The sequence below is a fragment of the Streptomyces sp. NPDC033131 genome (assembly GCF_055578365.1).
Genome location: NZ_JBVIPA010000027.1, coordinates 43614 through 65233, shown reverse-complemented (window position 1 = coordinate 65233; position 21620 = coordinate 43614). Strand labels below are relative to the sequence as shown.

The following is a 21620-nucleotide window of genomic DNA, read 5'->3' as shown; positions in this document are numbered from 1 at the left end:
ACGGGGTGGGGACTCTGTGGACGACTACCGGCGCCTCGCCGACCGCCTGGCCGACGACATCGCCGCCGGACGCCTCAAGCCCGGTGAACGGCTGCCCCCGCAGCGGGTGTTCGCACGGCGGCGCCGGATAGCCGGGTCGACGGCCGGGCGGGTGTACGGCGAACTCGTGCGGCGCGGGCTGGTGGTGGGGGAGGTGGGACGCGGAACGTTCGTCCGGGCGGCGCCGGTCGCGGCGACGGGCCGCGCGCTCACCGAGCCGGCCGAAGCCGCCGCGCCCGTCAACCTGGAGCTCAACTACCCGTCCGCACCGGGCCAGTCCGAACTCCTCGCCCCCGCCCTCGCGCCTCTCCTGCGCCCCGACGTCCTGGCGGAGGCCCTTCGCCCGGCCGCCGCCACCGGCACCCGCGCCGCCCGGGAAGCGGCCGCCGGTCTGCTCGCCGCCCCCGGCTGGCGCCCGGCCCCCGGGCAGCTCCTCTTCACCGGCAACGCCCGGCAGGCGATCGCCGCCGTCCTCGCCTCCCTCGTCCGGCCCGGCGGCCGGGTCGGCGTCGAGAATCTGACGTATCCCGTGGTCAAGGAGATCGCGGCCCGGCTGGGCATCACGCTGGTGCCGCTCGCCACGGACGAGGACGGCCCGCTCCCGGAGTCCGTCGCCGCCGCCCACCGCACGGCACCCCTGTCCGCCCTCTACGTCCAGCCGGCCCTGCACAATCCGACGTCCGTGACGATGAGCGAGCAGCGCAAGGGCCGACTGGCCGCCGCCGCGACCGACTTGGACATCCCGGTCGTCGAGGACCGCATCTGGTCCTTCCTCGCCGACGACCTCGTCACACCGCTGGCCGCCTACGCCCCCGCCCTCACCCACGTCGTCGACGGCCTGTCCAAGCGCGTGGCGCCCGGACTCACCGTCGGCTTTCTCGTCGTACCGCCGCATCGGGTGGAGACCGTGGCCGCCGCCGTGCGGTCCGGCGGGTGGAGTGCGGGGCGGTTCGCGCTGGAGGCCGGTGTGCGGTGGATCGGGGACGGGACGGTGGCGCACCTGGTCGCGGCGAAGCGGGCGGACGCGGGGCGCAGGCAGCGGATCCTGGAGGAGGAACTGCGGGGGTTCGCCGTACGGTCGGATCCGCGTGCCTATCACGCCTGGTGGGAGCTGCCCGCCCGGTGGCGCGCGGACACCTTCACGGCCGCGGCCGCCGCGCGCGGTGTCGCCGTCACGCCCGGGCCCGCCTTCGCCGTCGACCCGAGCCGGACGCCGGACGCGGTCAGGCTCGGGCTCGCGTCGGCCGCCGTGCCGGATCTGCGGCGGGCACTGCGGACGCTTGCCGAGATCGCCGGCGCAGCAGATGCCCGTACCGGCCGCTGAGCAGGCAGGCCAGCGCCACCGCCAGTCCGGCGGCGGCCAGCAGCCAGGAGACCGTGCGCAGGGTGGCCGTGAGGGCGTCGTAGATCGCGCCGGCGGCCGGCCGGTGGGCGGGATCGGGCAGGTCGGCGAGGGTGAGACGGCGGCCGACGGCGACCGCGAGGCCGAGCAGGGCGCCGCCCAGGGCGGTGCCGAGGGCGGTCGCGGTGACCGCGCGGCGGCGACAGGCCGCCACGGCGATCCCGGCGGCCGCGAGCACGGCCGCCGTCACGGGCAGCCAGAATCCGGCGACGTCGAGCACGTGGAACCCCTTCCGGAGCCGGGACAGATCCTCGGCCGGGAGGACGGAGACCTCGGTGTGCCGGACCGGGATGCGGTGCGCCAACGGCACGTGGTCCTCGCTCAGCCGGTTCCTGACCTCGGCGGCGACCGGTGCGAGGTCCACCGTCACGCCGCCCTCGCCGCCATCGCCGCCATCCCGCAGCGCGCTCAGCACCGCTTCGTGCACGGCCCGGTTGCCCGCGTCCCACACCGTGCGGAACGCCTCGGTCCGGGTGAACGAGCGCACCGCGTCCCGCACGAAGAGGCGCATCGGACCGCCGACGTCGGCCGCGTTCACGATCTCGGCCCCGACGGTGTCCGCGATCGCGTCGCGCACGTCCGCATCGGCGGCCAGCGGCGCCATCGTGGTGACGTACCGGCCGGTGTCGGCGAGCCCGTACGCCACCCAGGCCGCCGACGCGCCGAACGGCACGAGCAGACAGGCCAGGGCGATCAGTACGGCCGACAGGGCGTTCCGGAGTCGTGAGGGCACCCTTCCAGGCAAGACGGGCCCGGCCGGGACCGCGAGCGGCGCGACTCCATACGGACGCACGCGCACACCGAACGGGCGCCGGGCCGCCCAGGTGGCGGGTGCCCGGCAGAGGCTCAGCGGATGCGGTTTCCCGCCGCGTCCTCACGTGTGTAGTAGCGGTAGAAGAACACGCCGAAGATGCCCGCCCCGACCACCAGTCCCAGGGCCGTGGACCTGAGCACGCTCGCGTCGGACTGGCTGTACAGGAAGCCGATGGCCGCGCCCGCGAAGGCGGACTTGGTGATCGAGTGCAGCTCCCGCTTCAGCCGCGGGGCGAACGTCGCCACGGCGAGGCACAGCACGATGAACGCGATCGCGGTGACGAAGCCGAACAGGATGTTCCAGCCGGTGATGGGCCCGCCCTCGCGGCGGTTGGCCGCGGCCCAGTAGCCGTAGACGAGGCCGAGCACGACGGGCACCGCGTACCTCGCCACCGCGTGGACGCGCTCGCTGAACAGGTCGGGCGTGCGCTTCGGCCGGGTCATGCTCCGCCGGGCCGGGCGGGCCGGACGGCGTGTGCCGCGCAGTCTGCCGGGCCTGGGTGCCGCGTGAGCCATGAGAGCACTCCTCTCTCCTCGCCCCCGCCTTCCAGAGCACACCTGGGGACAGGCCCTGGCAAGTCGGCGGCTTCCGCCCCGCGCGGGCAGGCTCGTTTGCAGGCCTGGGACCCACCTTTGCAGCCGCAGCGGTTACGGTGCTGCCGTACGTGATCGACGGGGGACGGGGAGGGACCGATGCCGGGAACCGTGCTGCTGCTGGCCGCATCGCCGGTGGGCAAGGGCTGTCTGGTGGACGCGGCGTCCGTGCTCCCCGTGCTCGCGGCCGTGCCGCCCGCCGTGCTGTCCGGCGCCGAGACCGCCAACGTCGTCGAGCTCGCCGACCCGCTGGAACCCCAGGCCGTCCTCACCCGGCTGCGCGCCGCCGCGACGGCCCCCGGCCCGCTCACCGTCTTCGTCACCGGCCAGCTCCTGCTCGACCGCCGCCAGCACCTGCCGCACCTCGCACTGGCCCGCACCACCACCGCCACCGTCCGCTACACCGGCCTCCCCTGGCACTGGATCCGTGAGGAACTGCGCCTGCGCACGCCCGGGACGACGACCCTGCTGCTGGACCTGCACGCCGACGCGGAGAGCTGGCAGTGGCTGCGCGCCCACCCACTGGACTGCGGGCGCAGTACCGCGGTGTACGGACGTGTCGCGCCGCCGCCGTCGTCTCGGCGGACGGTGGCCGCGCCGGCGTACATGAAGGCCGTCGCGACGATCCTGCGGAGCGGGTGGCGTCCGCCGATGGAGCAGTTGCACGAGCAGGCGCTGGCCCGGCTGGGGAGCGAGGCGTACGGGGACCTGGTCCTCGGTGTGCCCGGGTCGGGGGTGCCCGGCGTGGCCGTACCGGGCGGGGCCGTGCCCGCTCCGGCCGGCTTCGCCCCCCGGACCCCGCAGCAGCCCGAACCGTCCCGGCCGCACGCGCCGGACGGGCAGGCCGGTGCGGACCGGCGTCGGGAGATCGTCCGGCCGCGCACGGAGAGCGAGGCCGCCCGGCACGGCGTCGACGACGAGGATGATCCGCACGCCGCCATCACCACCGCCGTCCAGGACGGCCGTCACGACGCCGCCGACGCACTCGCCGCCGAGCACGAGCAGGCCGCCGTACGGTCTCACGGCCGTGCCTCGGAGCAGGCCCTGCACTGGGCGGAGGTCCGGGCCGATCTGGCGATGTTCGCGGGCGATCCGGCCCGCAGCTGCCGTACCTGGCTGGCGGTGGCGTCCGCTCGGCTGGGTGCCGGGCAGGCGGTGGACGCGCCCGCCGTGGAGTCGGCCGTGGACCGGGCGCACCACCAGTGGGGGCAGATCGGCGATCCGGCGGCGGCTCGTGAACTGGGGGCCGCGCTGGCCGACCTGCGGGCCCGGGTGCCGGGGCGCCGGGAGGGCGCCCTGGACCACATCCGGCGGCAGCTGCGGCAGTTGCAGACGCTCGGCTCGTGAACACGCGGTGCTCCGAACCCCTCCCCTGACTCCCCGAGCGGTGCCATGATGCTGAGTTATGGCTGAGGGGGATGGAGTGGCCAACCAAGGCATACGGGTTCGGCTGGACGGGACCGCGAGCGAGAGCGACGTCGGCGCTCTGCGCAAGTGGCTGGAGCGGGAGAAACCACTCGACGAACTGGTGCGGGCCGGCCGGCTGCAGATTCACGAGCAGCGCCGCACCGACGAGCCGGGTGCCCCGATGGGCGTCGGGATGGACATCGTCGTCGCCGTCATCGGGGCGGGCGCGGCCACCGTCTTCAAGGAGCTGCTGACGCAGGTCAAGCAGGCCGTGGAGGCATGGCGGGCCAACCGGAGAGAGGTCGAGGACGGCGATCCGCCCGAGGGTCGTGTCGACACCGTGGGCCTCGACGACAGGTAGGCCGGTGACCCGCTTCGACCCGCGTGGACGGGTGAACCGGGCGCTGCTGGTGGGGGTCTCCGAGTACGACCTCACGGAGCCGCCGCACGGCGTGCCCGGCGACCTCCCCGCCGTCAAGCACAACCTGAACCGGCTCCGGGACACACTGTTACGGGGCCGGGTCTTCGGCGAGCACGAGATCACCGTGGCCCGCTCGCCGTCCCGGGACGACTTCGACCACGCCCTGCGCAGGACCGCCGAAGAGGCGCAGGGCCTGCTGTTGCTGTACTTCTCGGGGCACGGCGCCATCCCCAGCGCGGGCGACGAGCTGTTCCTGCAGATGCGCAACGCGAGTGTGGTCGCGGGCGGGCACGCGGTCTTCCCCGGCTCGGAGACGGTCAGCACGGCCCTGACCATGCTGGCCGCCGGTCCGGCCGAGCGGATCGTGGTGGTCCTCGACTGCTGCTTCGCGGGCAACGCCGCGTGGATCTGGGAGACCTTCCGCGACAAGCGGCGCGTGCTGCTCCTGATGAGCGTGCAGGCCAATCACCGCATCGACGCGGGGGACCCCTCGACACCCACGCCGTTCACCGAGGAGCTGGTGCAGCTCCTCGAGGAGAACGGTGAGCTGGGCTTCCAGGAGGTCGCGGACCGGCTGCGGGACCGGATGGCGGCGGCCGGGTACAAGACGGTGCGCGGCGAGGCGTGGGAACCGCAGAGCAGGACGGAGCCGGGTGAGGACGTCCTGCTGTCCGCACGGCCGGCTCAGCCCGTCCGGCGGCCGATCGGCGGATCGGGGCCGTGGCCGCCGGGAGAGGGGCACAGCCCGTCCGAGCGGCCCCCCGAAGGGAAACCGGGCCCCTCCCGCCTGCGTACCGCCGCGGCCCTCCTCCTCGCCCGTCTCCGCACCGGCACCGCGGCCCTCGCCCACGCCTTCCGGCGTCCGCCCGCCACCCGCCGCCCCGCCACCCGCGTCCTGCTCGTCCTCACTCTCGTCCTCGCCGCCCTGGGGCTCGGCTCGTACGGCATCGTCACCCTCACCGCCGGCCACCCCTCCTGCGCGCCGCCCCTCGAACTGCGCGTCCTGACCGACCCCGACCTCGAACCGACGGTGGCCGCGGCGGCGGAGGCCTATCTGCAGTCGGACGAGAACACCGCCGGCGACGGCTGCCGGCGCAGCGGCATCACGGTGTACAGCGCGGGATCCGCCGACGTGGTCACCGCGCTGGCCGGACAGTCGGACGCCTGGCAGGAGCCCCGGGACGAGGACACCAACCCGCAGCGGGACGTCGGCCCGCAGCCGGACGTCTGGATCCCCGCCACCGCCGCCGACGCCGCCCGCGCCACGGCCGCCCAGGACACCGACGCCGTGGCCCGCCTGGACTTCGACGAGGAGCCGCTGGCGTACTCCCCGGTCGTGCTCGCCGCCCCGCGGGACCTCGCCGCCGACCTGGACGACCGCGTCGAACCCTCGCTGGCCCTGATGATCACCGCCCTGCGCGAACGCGACGCTGATGCCGAAGTGCGCCGGCCCGACCCGGAGTTCGCGACCTCCGCGCTGCTCGCCACCATCGGCCTGTACGCGGGCGGAGCCGACCCGGCCGGGGCGGAACTGAAGGTCGCCCAGCAGGGGCCGCCCTCTCCCACGGCCGCCGGCCTGCTGTGCACGCTGCCCGACGACAACGCCGTGGACAACCGCACCGCCGCCCTCGTCCCCGAGTTCCTGCTGCGCAGCGGCGTCGGCTGCGACCGGGCGACCCGGACGCCCCGGTCCGCCCACTATCCCGGTGACGTGCCGGGGCTGGAGCCCACTTTCGTGCGGGTCCGCTGGCAGGACGCCGACCGGGACGAGGAGGCGCGTGACGAGGCGGCCGAGAGCTTCCGTACCTGGCTCGCCGGGTCGGACGGGCAGGCCGCCTTCGGCCGGGACGGCTTCCGTTCCGCGCGCGGCGAGCACCTTCTGCTGGACGCCGACAGCCCGGTCCCCGACGGGATGGTGCCGGTGCCGTCGCCGCTCACCGAGACCGCCGGACGCGTCGAGACGGAGAAGACGCTCACCAAGTACCGCGCCGCGCACGGCCCCGGCCAGGTCCTGTTCCTGCTGGACAGCTCCGGTTCGATGGCTTCCCTGTGGGAGGGCCCCAGCGGTGGGCCCGGACTGCTCAAGCAGTCCCTGGGCGGGCTCGGCGGCAAGGACGAGTACGGCGTGTGGGCGGTGTCCGGGACGTCCGGGGCCGAGCGCTCGTACGAGACCGTGCTCCCCTTCGGCCGCCACACCCGCAGGGAGGCGGAACGCGCCGTCGACGCGGCCCGCGTGAGGGACGCCCAGGCCGACCCGCACCGCGCCCTGCTCGCCGCGCTCGACGACCTGGGCGGCCTAGGCCCGGACGAACGCCCCCGCCTCCTCGTCCACATCACCGACAGCGAGGACGACGACCGGCTCACCGGCGCGAACCTCGACGAGGTACTGGCGCGGGCGCGGGCGGCGAAGGTGCCGGTGGCCATGGTGTCCCTGGAAACCGGCGGCTGCGACCCGAACCGGCCGGCCGCCCGCATCTCCGCCGCGAGCGGCGGCCGCTGCCTGGACACCGACGAGGACCTCGGCGCGGGCCTGACCGACGAGGTCGCACGCACCGGACTGGGGGCGGACTGATGACGGGGCGAGGCAGCGAACCGGAGATGTGGCCCGGCGGCACCGGACGCGGGACGGCCCCGCGCCACGCCGGCCGGCGGCTGGCGGTTCTGCTGGTCCTGCTCCTGGTCGCGGCGTGCACCGGTGGTGGTGCGGGTGGTTCCACGACGCCCGCCGCCGACCGGCCGGGGGACATCGTCGTCGCCAGCGGCCGGGACGTCACCGGCAAGAACGGCATCCGCCAGCAGCTCATCGACGCCTGGAACCGGCAGCAGGAGAAGGCCGGCACCGGCTACCGCGCCCGGCTGGTGGAACTGCCGGGCAGCGCGGACGAACAGCGCAGTCAGCTCCTCGGCGCCCTCCAGTCGGGCAGCGCCGCCTACGACGTCGTCAACCTCGACGTGACCTGGGTACCGGAGTTCGCCGCGGCCGGCCTCGTGCGCCGGCTGCCCGACGGCGTGCTGGACGGTGACGTCATCACGTCGGTGGCGGACACGGCCCGCTGGGACGGCAAGGTGTACTCGGTGCCGTTCAACAGCGACGTCGGTCTGCTCTACTACCGGCGCGACCACCTTCACCAGGCGGGCGTCCAGAGGACCGACCTGAGCGCGGGCGTCGACCGGGCCTGGCTCCAGGAGACCGTCCAGTCACTGGAGAACCAGCCGCCCAAGGGCTACGAGCAGGGCTGGACCACCCAGCTCGCCCCCTACGAGGGCCGTACGGTCAACGCCCTGGAGGCGTTCGCTTCCGCGACGCCGGATCTCGCCCTCATCGACGAGGACGGCCGGTACGTCGCCTCCGCCGAGCAGTTGACCGAGGGCATCGCCGAACTCCGGCAGCGCACCGGTCCGCCGTACACCCTCCCGGACGCCGTCCACTCCGACGAGGCCGCCTCCCTCGCGGACTTCGCCGCGGGCCGCACCACGTTCCTGCGCCACTGGCCCTACGCCTACCGCACGCTGCACCAGTCCTTCACCCCCGGCCGGCTCGGTGTGGCCCCGCTGCCCGGCCGGGCGGTGCTCGGCGGCCAGAACCTCGCGGTGACCACGGCGTCCCAACGGGCGGCCAAGGCGGCCCAGCTGATCGGCTTCCTCACCGGCAAGGAGAGCGAACGCTGTCTGCTGGACGCGGGGTTCGCGGCGACGCGGACATCGGCGTACGACGACGACTCGGTGAAGTGCACCCTGGCCGCCGCGGCCCCCTCGGCCTCCCCCACCGGTGAGCGCGCCGACCGCATGCCCCGCGACAGGGCCGACGGCCGCCCCGCCTACGCCCGCCGCATTCTCCTCCCGGCGCTCCGAGCCGCCGTACAGCGGCCGCGCACCCCGCTGTACGGCGCGTTCACCCAGACCTTCACCGCCCAGCTCGGCGCCCTGTTCGGCGACCGCCCGCCGACCGACGCGCAACTGGCCGAGCGACTGGACGAGGCCCTGCGGAAGGCGCTGCCGGACTAGGGACACCCCGCGAGGCCGCTCGGCGGATGTGCGGGAGTTCCTAACGGCCGGCGGGAGCCGCGGAGTCCGTGAGCTGGGTGGCGTGCTGCGCGGGCCGGGGCTCCATGGCTCTCGCCGGGCCCGCGTTCGCCGCCAGTACCAGGGCGGCGACCGCGACGACGGCGGCGACGATGCTCCTGGCGTAACGCTCGGTGGCGCTGGTGCGTTCAGGCACGACAACCTCGCAGCGGCGACAACAACAGCAAGAACACGGACAACGACAACAACAACGACCGGACCACCATGAGCAGCGGCGTGTTAAGCATGCTTAATACGCCGTTTAACCTAGGGGCTGACGGAGCCGAACGGCAAGAGGCACCAGGGGAGTTGGGCATGCCGGAGCGCGACGACCCGGTGATCATCGGGCGGCGGGTGCAGCAGCTGCGGACGGATCGCGGGCTGACCCAGAAACAGGTGGCCGAACCGGCCTACACACCCGCCTACATCTCCACCCTGGAGGCCGGCCGCGTCCGCCCCTCCGACGAGGCGCTCAGGCACCTCGCCGAACGGCTCGGCGTCGGCTTCGAGGAGCTGGCGACCGGACGGCCGGCCCGTCTGGTCACCGAGCTGCGGCTGCGGCTGACCGGCGCGCAGCGCACGTTGGCGACCGGTGCCACCGAGGCGGCGGCCGAGGGGTTCGCCGCCGCGCTCGCGGAGGCGGAGACGCACGGCCTGGCGGGCGAGCAGGCCGACGCGCTGCTCGGGCTCGGCGAGGCCGCCATCGACACCGGTGACCTGGCCGCCGCCCGGCTGTACTTCGAGCGGGCCGAGGAGGTGCTCGCCGGTGCGGGTGCCCCCCTGCCGGCCCGCGTCCCGGCGATCCGGGGCCGGGCCGTCTCCCACTACCTGGGCGGCGAACTCCGTTACGCGGTCTACCTGTTGGAGTCCACGCTCGACGAGCTCAACCGCGGCGGCCTGCACGACCCCGACGCGCTGCTACTCCTGTACGCCAGCGTCATCGGCCCCTACATGGACATGGGCGCCCACGCCCGCGCCGCCCAGGCCGCCGAACTCGCCCTCGCCCTGGCCCCCCAGGTCGGCGACCCGGCGCTGGTGGCCCGTATGCACCGCTCGGTCGCCCGTACCCTGCTCGCCGAGGGCCGGATCGCCGAGGCCGACGCCTCGCTCGCGAAGGCGGCCGAGCTGTACCGGCAGCTGCAGATCCGTACCGAACTCGCCAACTGCCATTGGATGCGCGGCTACGTGTACGCGCAGAACGGCGAACTGGAGCGTGCCGAGGCCGAGTTGCGGGAGGCTCTCGCGATGCTCTCCGCCAAGCGGGCCGCCCTGTACTCCAGCCAGGTCGCCGTCGAGCTGGCCGACGTACTGCACCGGCGCGGCAGGTCCGACGAGGCCGCCGCCCTGCTGCACGACGTGCTCAGCGACTTCACCGCCGAACGCGGCGCCCTGCACTCCGCCGCCGCCCACCGCCTCCTCGGCATCATCGCCGAGGACGCCCGGGACCCCGAGGCCGCCGAGGAGCACTACGTACGCGCCCTGAGCCTGCTGGAGCGGGCGGGCGCGGCCGGCGACCTGGCCGACCTGTGCCGGCTGCTGGGGGATCTGCTGCGGCGTTCGGGACGTGTGGAGGCGGCCCTGGACGCCTACCGGACGGGGCTCGGACACCGTACGGCCCCGGGGACGACCACTCTCGGCCCGGCGCCCGCACAGCCTCCTCTGTAACGAAACCGGGCCGGCGCACAGCGGTCCCGGTTACCGTGCGCGGAGACACCAGACACGGAGTACCGGGACAGGCGCGTGGAGAATCGACGGACGGCGGGCGACAGCCTGCGCCTCGCCGTGCGCGCGCTCGTGTACGCCGTCCTCGGCGGGGCGGCGCTGCTCACCGTCGTCACGGTCGTGTCCGTCCTCGGGCCGCTGCTCGCCCTCGACCTGTACACCCCGCCCGTCGCCGCCTGGTGGACCGTCTTCACGGCGATCGCCGTCCAAGGGGTGCCGTTCCTCCTCCTCGGTACGGTCGTCTCGGCGGCGATAGGCGCCTTCGTGCCGGAGAAGGTGTTCCGCCGGCTCCTCCCGCGCAACCAGGCCCTCGCCGTGCCGGTCGCGGGGGCCGCGGGCGTCGTGCTGCCCGGGTGCGAGTGCGCGTCCGTGCCGGTGGCCGGGAGCCTGATGAGCCGGGGGGTGGCCCCCGCGGCCGCCCTCGCCTTCCTGCTCTCCGCGCCCGCGATCAACCCGGTGGTGCTGGTGGCGACGTCCATCGCCTTCCCCCGGCAGCCCGAGATGGTCCTCGGCCGGCTGGTCGCCTCGCTGGGGACGGCGGTGGTGATGGGCTGGCTGTGGGTCCGCTTCGGGCGGGACGAGTGGATACGACTGCCCGAGCGGCGCGCCCCGGCCGGCGGGGGCGGTCTGCGGGCTTTCGGCGCCGGCCTCCAGCACGACTTCCTGCACGCCGGCGGTTTCCTCGTCGTCGGCGCGGCGGCCGCGGCGACCTTCGACATCGCCGTCCCGCGGTCCGTCCTCGACCTCTTCACCGGCTCGGCCTGGCTGGCGGTGCTGCTGCTGGCCCTCCTGGCCGTCGTCCTGTGCGTGTGCAGCGAGGCCGACGCCTTCGTCGCCGCCTCGCTCAGCGGCTTCCCGCCCACCGCCCGGCTCGCGTTCATGGTCGTCGGGCCGATGGTCGACCTGAAGCTGATCGCCCTGCAGACGGGGACCTTCGGGCGCGCCTTCGCCGTACGGTTCTCCGCCGCGACCTGGGTGGTGGCCGTGGCGAGCAGCGTGCTGGTCGGGTGGTGGCTGCTGTGACTTTGGGCCAGTACGGTTCCCCCCTCCTCCTCGTCCTCACGGGCGCGGCGGTCCTGCGGATCTCGCTGTTCAGCGAGCTGTACCTGCGGTACGTACAGGCGGGGCTGCGGCCCTACCTGGTCGTGTCCGGGGTGGTGCTGGTGCTGCTGGGCGCGGTGATGGCGGTCGTACGGGGGTCCGCGCACGCGGGTCATGAACCCGCGCCGGACGGTCACGAACCCGCGCGGGAGGAGCACGAAGAGGAGGAGCACGACGGGCACGGTCATCACCACGAACACGGCCCCCGCATCGCCTGGCTCCTCACCCTCCCCGCCCTCGCCCTGCTGCTCTTCCCGCCGCCCGCCCTCGGGTCGTACAGCGCCGGGCGCGAGTCCGCCCAGCGGGCCGCGCAGGGGGTCGGGGCCTTCCCGGCGCTCGCCGGCGGGGACCCGGTGGAGCTGACCCTCGGCGAGTTCGGCTCCCGGGCGATCTACGACAGCGGGCGCTCGCTGCAGGGCCGTACGGTCCGGCTGACCGGCTTCGTCACCCACGGCGACGACGGCACCTGGTACGTCACCCGGCTCCTCGTCAGCTGCTGCGCCGCCGACGCGACGGCCGGCCGGGTCGAGGTGCGCGGGGACGACGCGCCGCCGGTCGACACCTGGGTCACCGTCACCGGCACCTGGCACCCCGAGGGCGCACTCGGCACCGACGCGGCCTGGCCGGCGGTGCTGGACGTCACGTCGGTGCAGCGGGTGAAGCAGCCGACGGATCCGTACGAGCAGCGCTGACCGCGCACGGGTGCCGTCCCGCCGCCTCATTTCCATCCGCCCGGGTACTCGTCGGCCGGACCGTTCCCGGACGGAGGAGGCTCGTCATGACGGATCCCCCCGCAGTGCCCCTTCCCGGCGATCCGGAGCGCGGCGAACAGATCCTGGTCCGGCTGCAGGACCTGCTGCTGGAGTCCGACCGGCTGGACGGCTTCCTCCAGCAGCTCGTCACCCTCGCCGCGACCGCCCTGCCCGTCCCGGTGCACTGCTCGGTGACGCTCGGCACCGAGAACCGCCACGACCCCTACACCGCGGCGGCCGGCGACGAACTGGTGGGCCGGTTCGACCAGCGCCAGTACGAGGTGGGCGAAGGCCCCTGTCTGGAGACCCTGCGGACCGGCTCACCGCACGGCATCGAGGACGTCGACGAGGAGCAGCGCTTCGGTTCCTTCCCCGGACTCGCCCGAGAGCACGGCATACGGAGCGTGCTCGCCCTGCCGCTCGCCCCGGCCCGCCAGCAGGTCCCCGGTGTCCTGAACATGTACTCCGAAAAGCGGCGCTCCTTCACCCCTCAGGTCCGCGAGCAGGCCGCCGTCTTCGCGGGATACGCGTCGGGCGCGCTCGGGGTGGCGCTGAAGTTCGCGGGGCAGCTCCAGTTCAGCCTGGACCTGCAGAACGCGATCTCCTCGCGGACGGTCATCGACCAGGCGCTCGGCATCGTCATGACCCAGGAGTCGTGCTCCTCCGAGCGGGCCTTCGAGATCCTCACCCGGGCCTCCCAGCACCGGAACGTGAAGCTGCGCGACCTCGCCACCGAGATCGTCACCAAGGTCGGCGGTGAGCCGCCCTCCGTCCGCCCGCTGTGGCCCCGTGCCTCACCGCTCGGCGGTGACGGTCCGAGCGCGTTTCGCGGGTCGGACGACGGGTAGTCGACCGGGGCGCTCTCGGTCGCGCCACGAACCCTGACCTGGTCCTGATGAGTCCGCTCCCAGGGCTCACGGACGAGACTGGGTGCGCTGGATCGAAGGAGGCGGTGGCCGTGCGGCCCAGGGACGACCGCGACGGCGCCCCCGGCGACGACCACGGTGCCTACGGCACGTCGGGCGGCGGCGACCCCCGGCTGTCCGGCGACGCCGCTCAGGAGCAGCAGGGCGAGCGGGTGGAGACGGCCCATGTGATCGCCGAGGGGGTGCGGGGCGCCCAGCCCGTGGAGATCCCCGGACGGCTGTGCAGGGTGGCGGTCAAGCTGTTGCCGGTGATCGGCGCGAGCGTGTCGCTGCGCAGTGACGGCATGCCCGTCCAGCTGGTCTCCAGCAGCAACCAGGCCGCGCACCTGTCGGAGATCCAGGCCACTCTGGGCGACGGGCCCTGCATGCACGCCGCCGAAATTGGTGCCCCGGTGCTCGCCTGTGACCTCACGAGCGGGCGGGACGCCCGCCGCTGGCCGGTCTTCGCCCAGCAGGCGACGGAGGCCGGCGTGCAGGCCGTGTACTCGGTTCCGCTCGGGAACGACGCCGTGTGCGTGGGTACGCTCGACCTCTACCGCGCCACCCCCGGCGAGCTCGACGCCCGTGGCCTGCGCACCGCGCAACTCGTGGCGAGTGTCATGACGGTAGCCCTTATGGCGCTGCCCCGGGGGGAAGAGAACGGGCCGGAAGGAACGGAACCCTGGTTGAGCGGTCTGGCCGCGGACCACGACGAGGTCTACCAGGCCATCGGCATGATCATGGTGCAGCTCGGAGTCGGCTCGGACGAGGCGCTGGCCCGGTTGCGTGCCGACGCCTTCGCGCACGACCGCACCGCCGCCGAGGTGGCGCGCGAGGTGGTCTCGCACAGGAAGAGGTTCGACCGCGACTAGGAACTGTCCGGCTCGCCGACCGGCGGACCGGCGTGGTGGTGACGGTGTGAGGAGGCTGGGATGAACCGGGAGGTGCGGCTCATCCGCGCCTTCGTGGACCTCGCGGACACGCTGGGCGCGCACTTCGATCCGCTCGATCTGTTCGCCCGGCTCTCCGAGCACTGCACGGGGCTGCCGGCCGTGGACGCGGTCGGGGTGGTGATGGCCGACGCGCGGGGCGCCCTGCGCGCCATGACGGCCTCCGACGACGACCTCGGCCGGCTGGACACGCTCCAGGTGCGGCAGGGGCGGGGACCGTCCGTCGACTGCTTCCGCACCGGCGATCCCGTCACCGCGGACGATCTGCGCGAGGGCGCCCGCTGGCCCGACTACACCGCTCACGCCCTGTCAGCCGGATACGTCTGTCTGCACGTCCTGCCGCTGCGCCTCGACGGCCGCACGATCGGCGCGGTGTCCCTCGCCAACCGGCACGGTGACGTCCTGCCCGCCGACGACATCGCCGTGGCGCAGGGGCTGTGCGACATCGCCGCGCTCACCCTGTCCCACTGGCCCGCCGAAGCCAGGCGGCCGCACGATCTGCTCACCTCCCTGCAGGCGGCCAAGGGGCTCGTGGCGGAGTACGCGGGTGTCTCCCTCAAGGAGGCGCTGGTACTGCTGCGCCAGTACGCGGAGAAGGAACGGCTGCCCATGACGACCGTCGCCCGCGCGCTGGCGGAGCGCATGCTCGGTTCGGAGGAACTGCTGGAAGGCGTCCCGGGCCGCGCCTAGGATCGTCGATCATGGACACCCTGGGACTGTTCCTGATCGCCGCGGTCGTACTGGTGGGTATCGCCGGTGTGGAGAGCCGCATCTCCCGTGCGGACCGCCGAGTCGCGCGAGTCGAGCGCAAACTCGACCTCGTCCTGAACCACTTGGGGCTGGCCGAGCACGACCCGCGGATGGACGAGGTCGCCTCGCTCGCCCGCGAGGGCAGGACCGTGCAGGCGGTGAAGCGGTACCGGGAGATCACCGGGGACGGTCTGAGGGAGTCCAAGGAGGCGGTCGACCGGCTGGTCTAGATCTCCGCCCGGCCGTGCTTGTGGACCTCCGCCAGACGCCGCGCGCCCAGGTCCACGGCCGCCCCGGTGACGTCGGCCGACACGTCGCCGAGACCGCCGTGGGTGAGGCCGATCGCGTCGGCGCCGACGCGGACGACGGCGACGTCCAGGGTGAGCAGGACCGGTTCGCCGTTCAGCGTGGCGCCGGACACGGTGACCCGCAGACCTTGACGGGCGTCCCCCACCTCCGGCAGCCCCGCGTCGGTGACCTGGACCTCGGTCACGTTGCCCTGGGCGGTCGTCGACGTGAACCGCGCGCACTTCTGCGGCAGGGTCTTCAGCCAGGCCAGACTCCGGTCCACGTCTGCCGGCCTCTGGGTGACGACCTGATAGCGCAGCTGGGAACCGTTCCACACGTCGTCGAGGCCGATCACCGCGCGGGGGCGGGTGTCCGCGCCGAACAGCTCCTCGGTGTAGAGAACGTCGAGCAGGCGCCGGCATTCGGGCCACTCCGCCGTCGCCTTCAGCAGCCCGTCGTGCCAGGTCGCGGACCCCTGCGTAGGAGCCCAGGACTCGCCGAGATCGACCTCCGTGACGAGGGCGGCCTGCGCCTGCGCCTGGGTGAGGCCGGCGGGCGACGGGGCGGCGGACGTCACGGGTGCGCTGGTCGAGCGCCCGTAGTCCGGCTTCTGGGCGGTGGGCGGCGTACTGAGGGCGGAGCAGCCGGCCGTACCGGCCAGGGCACTCAGACTGACGGCGCAGGCGGCGAGCGCGCGGGCCGGGGGCGGGGTCATCGGGGGGGTGCCTCCTTGAGGCCGTCCAAGATCGAGTACGCCCTCCTACGGCACCATCAGCTCCGCCCTCCCACCAGCGAGCCGGGCCGTACGGGTGAGCGGGCCCGGCGCCGGGGCCGGCGCGGGCCCCGAAAACCGATCGCCCGGCTCCCCACCCCCTTGTTACCGTCCCCCCATGCAGCGCGCCCACGTAGTACTCGTGTCTCTCACGACGACGCCGGAGAGTGTCCCGGCGCGCTGACAGCTGACCCAGTCGAAAGCCCCGGGGCGAGTGCCCCGGGGCTTTTTCGTGCGGGGGCTCGCCGCCGGTCACCGTGAGGAGACGACCGCCATGACCACCATCTGCGGACCGCACGACCACCGCCGGCTCGGCCGGGAACTCGGCCTGTTCGACACCGACCCGCTGATGGGCGCGGGCCTGCCGTACTGGCTCCCCGACGGGGCCGTCGTCCGGCACACCCTGGAGGAGTACGTCCGGGAGGCCGAACGCGCCGCCGGCTACCGGCACGTGTACTCGCCGGTCCTCGGCAAACGCGAGCTGTACGAGATCTCGGGGCACTGGTCGCACTACAGCGAGGACATGTTCCCGCCGATGGAGCTGGGCGCGGAGGAGGTCGTGCTGCGGCCCAGCCTGTGCCCCCACCACGCGCTGATCTACCGCTCCCGCTCCCACAGCTACCGTGAACTGCCTTTGCGGATGGCGGAGTTGGGCGGCATGTACCGCTCCGAGCCGTCCGGGGTGCTCGGCGGCCTGACCCGGGTCCGGGCCATCCAGCTCAACGACGCGCACATCTTCTGCACCCTGGACCAGGCCGTGGACGAGGCCCGGGACGCCCTGGAACTGATCGGCCGCGCGTACGCCGATCTCGGCATCCGCCCCGCCCGATACCGGCTTTCCCTGCCCGGCGAGGGCGGCAAGTACGTCGCCGACCCGGCTCTGTGGCGACGGGCCACCGCGCTGCTGCGGGAGGTGCTCGACGCCTCGGGGATCCCCTACGAGGCCGTCGAGGGCGAAGCCGCCTTCTACGGCCCCAAGATCGACGTCCAGATCACCGACCCCGCCGGCCGCGAGAGCACCCTCTCCACCGTCCAGATCGACTTCCACCAGCCCGAACGCTTCGACCTGCACTACATCGGCGCCGACGGCGCGAAACACCGGCCGGTCATGGTGCACCGCAGCATCATCGGCAGCGTGGAACGGGCGGTCGCGCATCTCCTCGAGCAGCACGGCGGCGCGTTCCCGGCGTGGCTCGCGCCCGTGCAGCTGGTGGTGCTGCCGGTCTCGGACGCACAGGAGGAGCGGGCCCACGAGGTCGTCCGGCAGGCTCTGGCGCGGGGGCTCCGGGCGGAAGTCCACGGCCCCGGCGACGGCACCCTCGGCGCCCGGATCCGGGCGGCGCGGCTCGTGCCGTACCAGGCGGTGATCGGGGAGCGGGAGGCCGACGGTGACCTGGCGGCGCCGCGGCTGCGGGACGGGAACCGTCCGGGGGCGATGCCGGTCGGTGAGCTGCTGGACCGGATCGCCGCCCGGGTCGGTGATCGCGGGACCGGACTGTGGGCGGCTGCGTAAGGTCGCTGTCGTAACCCGTCGTAGCCCGGAGAGAGGAACCCAGCCGTGACCGGTCAGCCCATCCCGGTGATCATCGACTGCGACACGGGCGTCGACGACGCCCTGGCCCTGCTGTTCGCCGTACGCCACCCCGCGCTCGACGTGCGGGCGGTGACCTGCGTGGCCGGGAACACCGACGTGGACGGGGTCGTCCGCAACACCCTGACCGTGCTGGAGCAGGCCGGGGCCGGTGACATCCCGGTCGCGCGGGGTGCCGAGCGCCCGCTGATCGAGCCGGTGCGGACGGCGCGGCACGTGCACGGCGAGGACGGGATGGGCGACCTGGGGCTGCCCGCGCCGACCCGCCGGCCGGTCGACGTGGACGCGGTGACGCTGCTGCGGCGGGAGATCCTCGCCTCGCCGACGCCGGTCACCCTCATCCCCATGGCGCCCCTGACGAACATCGCGCTGCTGCTGCGCACCCACCCGGAGGTCGTGCGCAACATCGAGCGGATCGTGTTCATGGGCGGCGCGGTGACGACCGGGAACGCCACGGCGGTCGCGGAGTTCAACGTGTGGCACGACCCGGAGGCGGCCGCGATCCTGCTCACCGCCGGGGTGCCGATCACGATGTACGGCCTGGACGTCTTCAAGCAGGTCCTCGTCCCGGCCGGGGACGTCCAGCGGCTGCGCGCGAGCTCGGAACCCCGCCTCCGGCTGGCCGGCGAACTCCTCGCCCACCGCGACCCGGCCACCTCCGGCGACCCCACCCCCACCGGCGGCCTCGGCGACGCGGGCGCGGTCTGCGCGGTCGTCGACCCGGGCGGCATCACCACCGAACGCCTCCCGGTCGAGGTGAGCCTGGCCCCGGGCGCCACCCGGGGCCAGACGATCGTCGACCGGCGCCCCCGCCCCGGCGAGTCCGAGATCCACGAGGGCACCCGTGAACAGCGGCTGGTGGACGTGGCGTTGAGCGTGGACGTGGAGCGGTACGTGAAGCTGTGGCTGACGACGGTGGAGGGCGTCTAGGGGCCAGGGTCTAGCGGGTTTCCGCCGCCGGCCGTACCGCCCACCGCTGTTCCACCTTCGCGAGCCGCCAGTAGCCGATGGCCGCCGCCCACACCACCACGAACAGGCCGACGATGACGTAGCCGACGCTGTCGAGGTTGATGTCGGCGATCCAGGTGGTGACCGTGTCGCTCAGGTCGAGCTTCTCGTGCAGGACGCCGACGAGTTCGATGGTGCCGATGAAGAAGGCGACGGCGATGGACAGGCCGGTGATCGTGAGGTTGTAGAAGACCTTGCGGACCGGGTTGGAGAACGCCCACTGGTAGGCGAAGTTCATGAACGTCCCGTCGAGGGTGTCGAACAGGCTCATGCCGGCGGCGAACAGGAGGGGCAGGGAGAGGATCGCGTACCAGGGCAGGCCGGCCGCCGCGCCCGACCCGGCCATCACCATCAGGGTGACCTCGGTCGCGGTGTCGAAGCCGAGGCCGAAGAGGAAGCCGAGCGGGTACATCTGACCGGGCCGGGTGATGGACTTGGTGAGGCGGCCCAGGATGCGGTTCATGAATCCCCGCGAGTCCAGGTGCTGTTCGAGCTCCTTCTCGTCGTAGGCGCCCGCCCGCATCGCCTTGAACACCTTCAGGATGCCGAGCAGGGCGGCCAGGTTGAGGGCGGCGATGAGGTAGAGGAACGTGCCGGAGATCGTCGTACCGAGGACGCCGAGCACCTGGTGGGTGCCGGAGTCCTCGTTCATGACCTTTCCGGCGAGCTGGGTGCCGCCCGCGATCAGCAGGGCGAGGAGCACCACCACGCTGGAGTGGCCGAGCGCGAACCAGAAGCCCACCGACACCGGGCGCTTGCCGTCGGCCATCAGCTTGCGGGTGGTGTTGTCGATCGCGGCGATGTGGTCGGCGTCGAAGGCGTGCCGCATGCCGAGGGTGTAGGCGGTGATGCCGAGGCCGATACCGAAGGCCTTGTCGCCGACCTCGTAGTGCCCGGGGACGACGAGGAGGAACAGGATTCCGAAGGCGACGACGTGCAGTGCGGCGACGGCCGACATGAGGCCGGCGGTCTTGAGGGTGTCCTCGCGGCGCCACTTGAAGGACGTCGGGGCGGGGACGGGCGCAGACTTCTGGGCAGGCTTGGGCAGGGTCATCCGGTCACGCTCCAGCACCTCGTGGATCAACTCGTGAGATGCCGTGGCCGGTCTCCTGGCTTACGGGTCGTACGTGTCCGTTCCTGCCTTCCCGGTCGTGCTCGACCAGTGGCCCGGCTGGCGCCGGACGGGACGGAAACTCCCCGATCACAGTGGCGAGGGCCGCTCCGGCATGGACCCCCTGAGGGGTCGTCACCGGCTTCCCGAGCACCACGGCCCGCCCACCGTAGGGTTGCAGGCGGTCTCCTGCATAGCTGCGTACCTGCGCAGGTATGGAAGATCACATGGGGGTGCCTGCGAGGATGGCGGCATGCATCTCGTTCCGGCCGACCGAGCGGATCGCCGAACCATCGACGGGCATCGGGTGTGCGACGCGATCGCCGCGATCGGCGATGCGGGTCATGTACGCACCTGGGCCGACCGCTTCTCCCTGCTCGCCGATCCCAAGCGGCTCGCGCTGCTGCTCGCCCTGCACCGGACCGGCCCGCTGGCCGTATCCGACCTGGCGATCGCCACCGGCATGAACGACCCCGCCGTGTCGCAGGCACTCAGGCTGCTGCGGGCGGCGGGTGTCGTGGAGGGCGAGAAGGAGGGAAGGATCGTGCGCTACCGGGTGGTGGACGCCGACATCGCCTCGCTGCTGAAGCAGTGTGCGACCAGCCCGTCTGGGGGTCCCCCCTCTGGGGGATTTTGAGGACGAGGCCCTTCGGGCCGAAGCGGGGTCTGGGGGCGCAGCCCCCAGGGACGGGACGGGAAGGGGCGGCGGGGGCGAATCCCGTGTCCTCAGCCCGAAGCCGGACGCCGGCCGGGCTGAAACAGCCCGACCGGCGCCGACCACACCGACTGCGCCTGATTACGAGCGGGCGGCCTTGCGACGCCGCGTCGCCAGCACGATGCCCGCACCGCCCGCGAGCAGCACCGCCGCACCGATGGCGATCGGCCCGGTCGCGCTGCTGCCACCGGTCTCCGCGAGGTTGTCGCCGCCGCCGTTCGGGGTGGCGGCGGGAGCGGTGGTGGACTCGGAGGCAGACGGGCTCGGGGCCTCGGTGGACGGCGAGGGGGACTCGGCGGGGGGCTCCGTCGCCGGGGGAGTCGTCTCCTCCGCCGGCGTCGAGGGCTCGGTGGCCTCCGGGGTCGACGGGGTCGGCGTCGGGGTGGCCGGCGGCTCGGACGGAGCCGTCGTGCAGTCCTTCGTGCCGCCGTTCCAGGCAGCGATCAGCTTGTCCTTGATGACCGGGCGGTCCGGACCCTTGGGCAGGTCGCCGTGGACGAAGCCGTCATCGGAGTCGAGGACGCCGTCGAACTTGACCGCGCCGCGGTAGAGGTCTATCTGCGCGAAGCAGCCCGCGTCCGGCACCGCGATGTCGAGGGTGTCGGTCTGGCCCGGCTTGACGGTCACCGTGTCGAAGTCGACGAAGACCTGCTCGCCGGAGGTGCCGAAGGTGGCGCCGTGGGCGAGGTAGGAGGCCAGGGAGGCCGTGCACGTGCTGGCGTCGCCGGCCGTGCGGACCTTGATGTGGACCTTGCCGTCGTCGGTCGGCTTGAGGTTCTGGTCGTCGACCTTGACCGAGTCGTAGAAGCTCGTGCCGTCCAGCGAGAACTGGCAGCGGTCGGTCCCGGTCTCCGTGCCCGCGCCGGTGCCGGGCTTGTAGGTGCCGCCGGAATTCCAGCCGTCGCCACCGGGCGTGCCGGTGGCCCAGGCGCCGGAAGCGGCGGCGACGGAGGCGGAACAAAGGACGAGTGCCGCGGCGCCCGTCCCCAGCAGGCGGCGCGCGGTGACACGTCTGACTGTCGACATGCGGATCCCATCGGATGTGTGTGAGGGGTGGTGAAGTGCTTTGCAGCAGCTCTGAGAAACACTGGGCTCATTGGTCACATGCGCCACAGTGTTCGCACATCGTGGATCTCCCAGCGGAACGCTGTCAACCTGCGGATATGCAGAGGGAGTTCAGGACTCCCTCACAATTCCGACACACAGGGAATGAACCG

At 73.4% G+C, this 21620-nt stretch carries 21 protein-coding genes and 1 riboswitch; of the genes, 15 read left to right on the top strand and 6 right to left on the bottom strand.

The window, feature by feature from the left end; genetic code table 11:
• The first annotated feature begins 16 nt into the window (after window positions 1-16).
• Window positions 17-1363, top strand: coding sequence for an aminotransferase-like domain-containing protein (locus ACZ5XS_RS29620; protein WP_468656391.1), 1347 nt, complete (start codon window positions 17-19; stop codon window positions 1361-1363).
• Here the strand turns inward: ACZ5XS_RS29620 and ACZ5XS_RS29615 are convergent.
• Together ACZ5XS_RS29615 and ACZ5XS_RS29610 are read right to left on the bottom strand one after the other, a co-directional pair.
• Complete coding sequence (locus ACZ5XS_RS29615; RefSeq protein ID WP_468656389.1) at window positions 1263-2174, bottom strand: hypothetical protein; 912 nt, start codon at window positions 2172-2174, stop codon at window positions 1263-1265. The two genes, ACZ5XS_RS29620 and ACZ5XS_RS29615, sit on opposite strands and share 101 nt — an antisense overlap.
• Window positions 2175-2287: 113 nt before the next feature.
• Window positions 2288-2770: a hypothetical protein gene (locus tag ACZ5XS_RS29610; protein ID WP_468656387.1), complete on the bottom strand. Its 483-nt coding sequence runs from the start codon at window positions 2768-2770 to the stop codon at window positions 2288-2290.
• Between the two features lie 177 nt (window positions 2771-2947).
• Here ACZ5XS_RS29610 and ACZ5XS_RS29605 point away from each other — a divergent pair, with 177 nt between their 5' ends.
• The 4 genes from ACZ5XS_RS29605 (at window position 2948) to ACZ5XS_RS29590 (ending at window position 8681) form a co-directional block, all read left to right on the top strand.
• Entirely contained in the window at window positions 2948-4195 is a 1248-nt protein-coding gene (locus ACZ5XS_RS29605; RefSeq protein ID WP_468656385.1) for a hypothetical protein, read from the top strand.
• 76 nt (window positions 4196-4271) lie between these two features.
• A complete protein-coding gene (locus ACZ5XS_RS29600; protein WP_468656383.1) occupies window positions 4272-4616 on the top strand; it encodes an effector-associated constant component EACC1 in 345 nt (114 codons plus the stop codon).
• 4 nt (window positions 4617-4620) lie between these two features.
• Entirely contained in the window at window positions 4621-7248 is a 2628-nt protein-coding gene (locus tag ACZ5XS_RS29595; protein ID WP_468656381.1) for a vWA domain-containing protein, read from the top strand.
• A 26-nt stretch (window positions 7249-7274) separates the two neighbouring features.
• Window positions 7275-8681, top strand: coding sequence for an extracellular solute-binding protein (locus ACZ5XS_RS29590; RefSeq protein WP_468656513.1), 1407 nt, complete (start codon window positions 7275-7277; stop codon window positions 8679-8681).
• Window positions 8682-8721: 40 nt separating this feature from the next.
• Here the strand turns inward: ACZ5XS_RS29590 and ACZ5XS_RS29585 are convergent, their stop codons facing one another.
• Window positions 8722-8895 (bottom strand): hypothetical protein, encoded by a 174-nt coding sequence (locus tag ACZ5XS_RS29585; RefSeq protein WP_468656379.1) that lies wholly within the window; start codon window positions 8893-8895, stop codon window positions 8722-8724.
• A gap of 158 nt (window positions 8896-9053) precedes the next feature.
• Between ACZ5XS_RS29585 and ACZ5XS_RS29580 the strand changes: the two genes are divergently transcribed.
• The 7 genes from ACZ5XS_RS29580 (at window position 9054) to ACZ5XS_RS29550 (ending at window position 15148) form a co-directional block, all read left to right on the top strand.
• The gene (locus ACZ5XS_RS29580; RefSeq protein WP_468656377.1) at window positions 9054-10403 is read left to right on the top strand and encodes a helix-turn-helix domain-containing protein; all 1350 of its coding nucleotides are present in this window, start codon (window positions 9054-9056) and stop codon (window positions 10401-10403) included.
• A 75-nt stretch (window positions 10404-10478) separates the two neighbouring features.
• Window positions 10479-11483 (top strand): permease, encoded by a 1005-nt coding sequence (locus ACZ5XS_RS29575; protein WP_468656375.1) that lies wholly within the window; start codon window positions 10479-10481, stop codon window positions 11481-11483.
• A 2-nt stretch (window positions 11484-11485) separates the two neighbouring features.
• Window positions 11486-12253: a TIGR03943 family putative permease subunit gene (locus tag ACZ5XS_RS29570; protein ID WP_468656511.1), complete on the top strand. Its 768-nt coding sequence runs from the start codon at window positions 11486-11488 to the stop codon at window positions 12251-12253.
• 86 nt (window positions 12254-12339) lie between these two features.
• Window positions 12340-13161, top strand: a complete 822-nt coding sequence (locus ACZ5XS_RS29565; protein ID WP_468656373.1) for an ANTAR domain-containing protein — start codon at window positions 12340-12342, stop codon at window positions 13159-13161.
• Window positions 13162-13265: 104 nt separating this feature from the next.
• The gene (locus tag ACZ5XS_RS29560) at window positions 13266-14090 is read left to right on the top strand and encodes a GAF and ANTAR domain-containing protein (protein WP_468656371.1); all 825 of its coding nucleotides are present in this window, start codon (window positions 13266-13268) and stop codon (window positions 14088-14090) included.
• A 60-nt stretch (window positions 14091-14150) separates the two neighbouring features.
• On the top strand, window positions 14151-14858 hold the full coding sequence (locus ACZ5XS_RS29555) for a GAF domain-containing protein (protein WP_468656369.1): 708 nt from the start codon (window positions 14151-14153) through the stop codon (window positions 14856-14858).
• Window positions 14859-14869: 11 nt separating this feature from the next.
• A complete protein-coding gene (locus tag ACZ5XS_RS29550) occupies window positions 14870-15148 on the top strand; it encodes a hypothetical protein (protein WP_468656367.1) in 279 nt (92 codons plus the stop codon).
• Here ACZ5XS_RS29550 and ACZ5XS_RS29545 read toward each other — a convergent pair.
• On the bottom strand, window positions 15145-15921 hold the full coding sequence (locus ACZ5XS_RS29545) for a hypothetical protein (RefSeq protein WP_468656365.1): 777 nt from the start codon (window positions 15919-15921) through the stop codon (window positions 15145-15147). The two genes, ACZ5XS_RS29550 and ACZ5XS_RS29545, sit on opposite strands and share 4 nt — an antisense overlap.
• A gap of 331 nt (window positions 15922-16252) precedes the next feature.
• Between ACZ5XS_RS29545 and thrS the strand changes: the two genes are divergently transcribed.
• Both thrS and ACZ5XS_RS29535 read left to right on the top strand, forming a co-directional pair.
• Window positions 16253-17491 (top strand): threonine--tRNA ligase, encoded by a 1239-nt coding sequence (gene thrS, locus ACZ5XS_RS29540; protein ID WP_468656363.1) that lies wholly within the window; start codon window positions 16253-16255, stop codon window positions 17489-17491.
• 45 nt (window positions 17492-17536) lie between these two features.
• The gene (locus ACZ5XS_RS29535) at window positions 17537-18499 is read left to right on the top strand and encodes a nucleoside hydrolase (protein WP_468656361.1); all 963 of its coding nucleotides are present in this window, start codon (window positions 17537-17539) and stop codon (window positions 18497-18499) included.
• Window positions 18500-18509: 10 nt separating this feature from the next.
• Here the strand turns inward: ACZ5XS_RS29535 and nicT are convergent, their stop codons facing one another.
• Window positions 18510-19631: a Nickel transporter NicT gene (nicT, locus tag ACZ5XS_RS29530; protein ID WP_468656359.1), complete on the bottom strand. Its 1122-nt coding sequence runs from the start codon at window positions 19629-19631 to the stop codon at window positions 18510-18512.
• 28 nt (window positions 19632-19659) lie between these two features.
• Window positions 19660-19861: riboswitch (cobalamin riboswitch) on the bottom strand.
• Between the two features lie 80 nt (window positions 19862-19941).
• Between nicT and ACZ5XS_RS29525 the strand changes: the two genes are divergently transcribed.
• Complete coding sequence (locus ACZ5XS_RS29525; RefSeq protein WP_468656357.1) at window positions 19942-20325, top strand: ArsR/SmtB family transcription factor; 384 nt, start codon at window positions 19942-19944, stop codon at window positions 20323-20325.
• A gap of 159 nt (window positions 20326-20484) precedes the next feature.
• Here ACZ5XS_RS29525 and ACZ5XS_RS29520 read toward each other — a convergent pair whose 3' ends face one another.
• Window positions 20485-21429, bottom strand: coding sequence for an LAETG motif-containing sortase-dependent surface protein (locus tag ACZ5XS_RS29520; RefSeq protein WP_468656355.1), 945 nt, complete (start codon window positions 21427-21429; stop codon window positions 20485-20487).
• Between the last annotated feature and the right edge of the window lie 191 nt (window positions 21430-21620).

What these genes read in the sequence shown, in the direction of transcription:
- ACZ5XS_RS29545 (WP_468656365.1), bottom strand. Translation starts at nt 15,921, where the DNA reads ATGACCCCGCCCCCGGCCCGCGCGCTCGCCGCCTGCGCCGTCAGTCTG.
- ACZ5XS_RS29565 (WP_468656373.1), top strand. Translation starts at nt 12,340, where the DNA reads ATGACGGATCCCCCCGCAGTGCCCCTTCCCGGCGATCCGGAGCGCGGC.
- ACZ5XS_RS29610 (WP_468656387.1), bottom strand. Translation starts at nt 2,770, where the DNA reads ATGGCTCACGCGGCACCCAGGCCCGGCAGACTGCGCGGCACACGCCGT.
- ACZ5XS_RS29555 (WP_468656369.1), top strand. Translation starts at nt 14,151, where the DNA reads ATGAACCGGGAGGTGCGGCTCATCCGCGCCTTCGTGGACCTCGCGGAC.
- thrS (WP_468656363.1), top strand. Translation starts at nt 16,253, where the DNA reads ATGACCACCATCTGCGGACCGCACGACCACCGCCGGCTCGGCCGGGAA.
- ACZ5XS_RS29605 (WP_468656385.1), top strand. Translation starts at nt 2,948, where the DNA reads ATGCCGGGAACCGTGCTGCTGCTGGCCGCATCGCCGGTGGGCAAGGGC.
- ACZ5XS_RS29520 (WP_468656355.1), bottom strand. Translation starts at nt 21,429, where the DNA reads ATGTCGACAGTCAGACGTGTCACCGCGCGCCGCCTGCTGGGGACGGGC.
- ACZ5XS_RS29590 (WP_468656513.1), top strand. Translation starts at nt 7,275, where the DNA reads ATGTGGCCCGGCGGCACCGGACGCGGGACGGCCCCGCGCCACGCCGGC.
- ACZ5XS_RS29525 (WP_468656357.1), top strand. Translation starts at nt 19,942, where the DNA reads ATGCATCTCGTTCCGGCCGACCGAGCGGATCGCCGAACCATCGACGGG.
- nicT (WP_468656359.1), bottom strand. Translation starts at nt 19,631, where the DNA reads ATGACCCTGCCCAAGCCTGCCCAGAAGTCTGCGCCCGTCCCCGCCCCG.
- ACZ5XS_RS29550 (WP_468656367.1), top strand. Translation starts at nt 14,870, where the DNA reads ATGGACACCCTGGGACTGTTCCTGATCGCCGCGGTCGTACTGGTGGGT.
- ACZ5XS_RS29580 (WP_468656377.1), top strand. Translation starts at nt 9,054, where the DNA reads ATGCCGGAGCGCGACGACCCGGTGATCATCGGGCGGCGGGTGCAGCAG.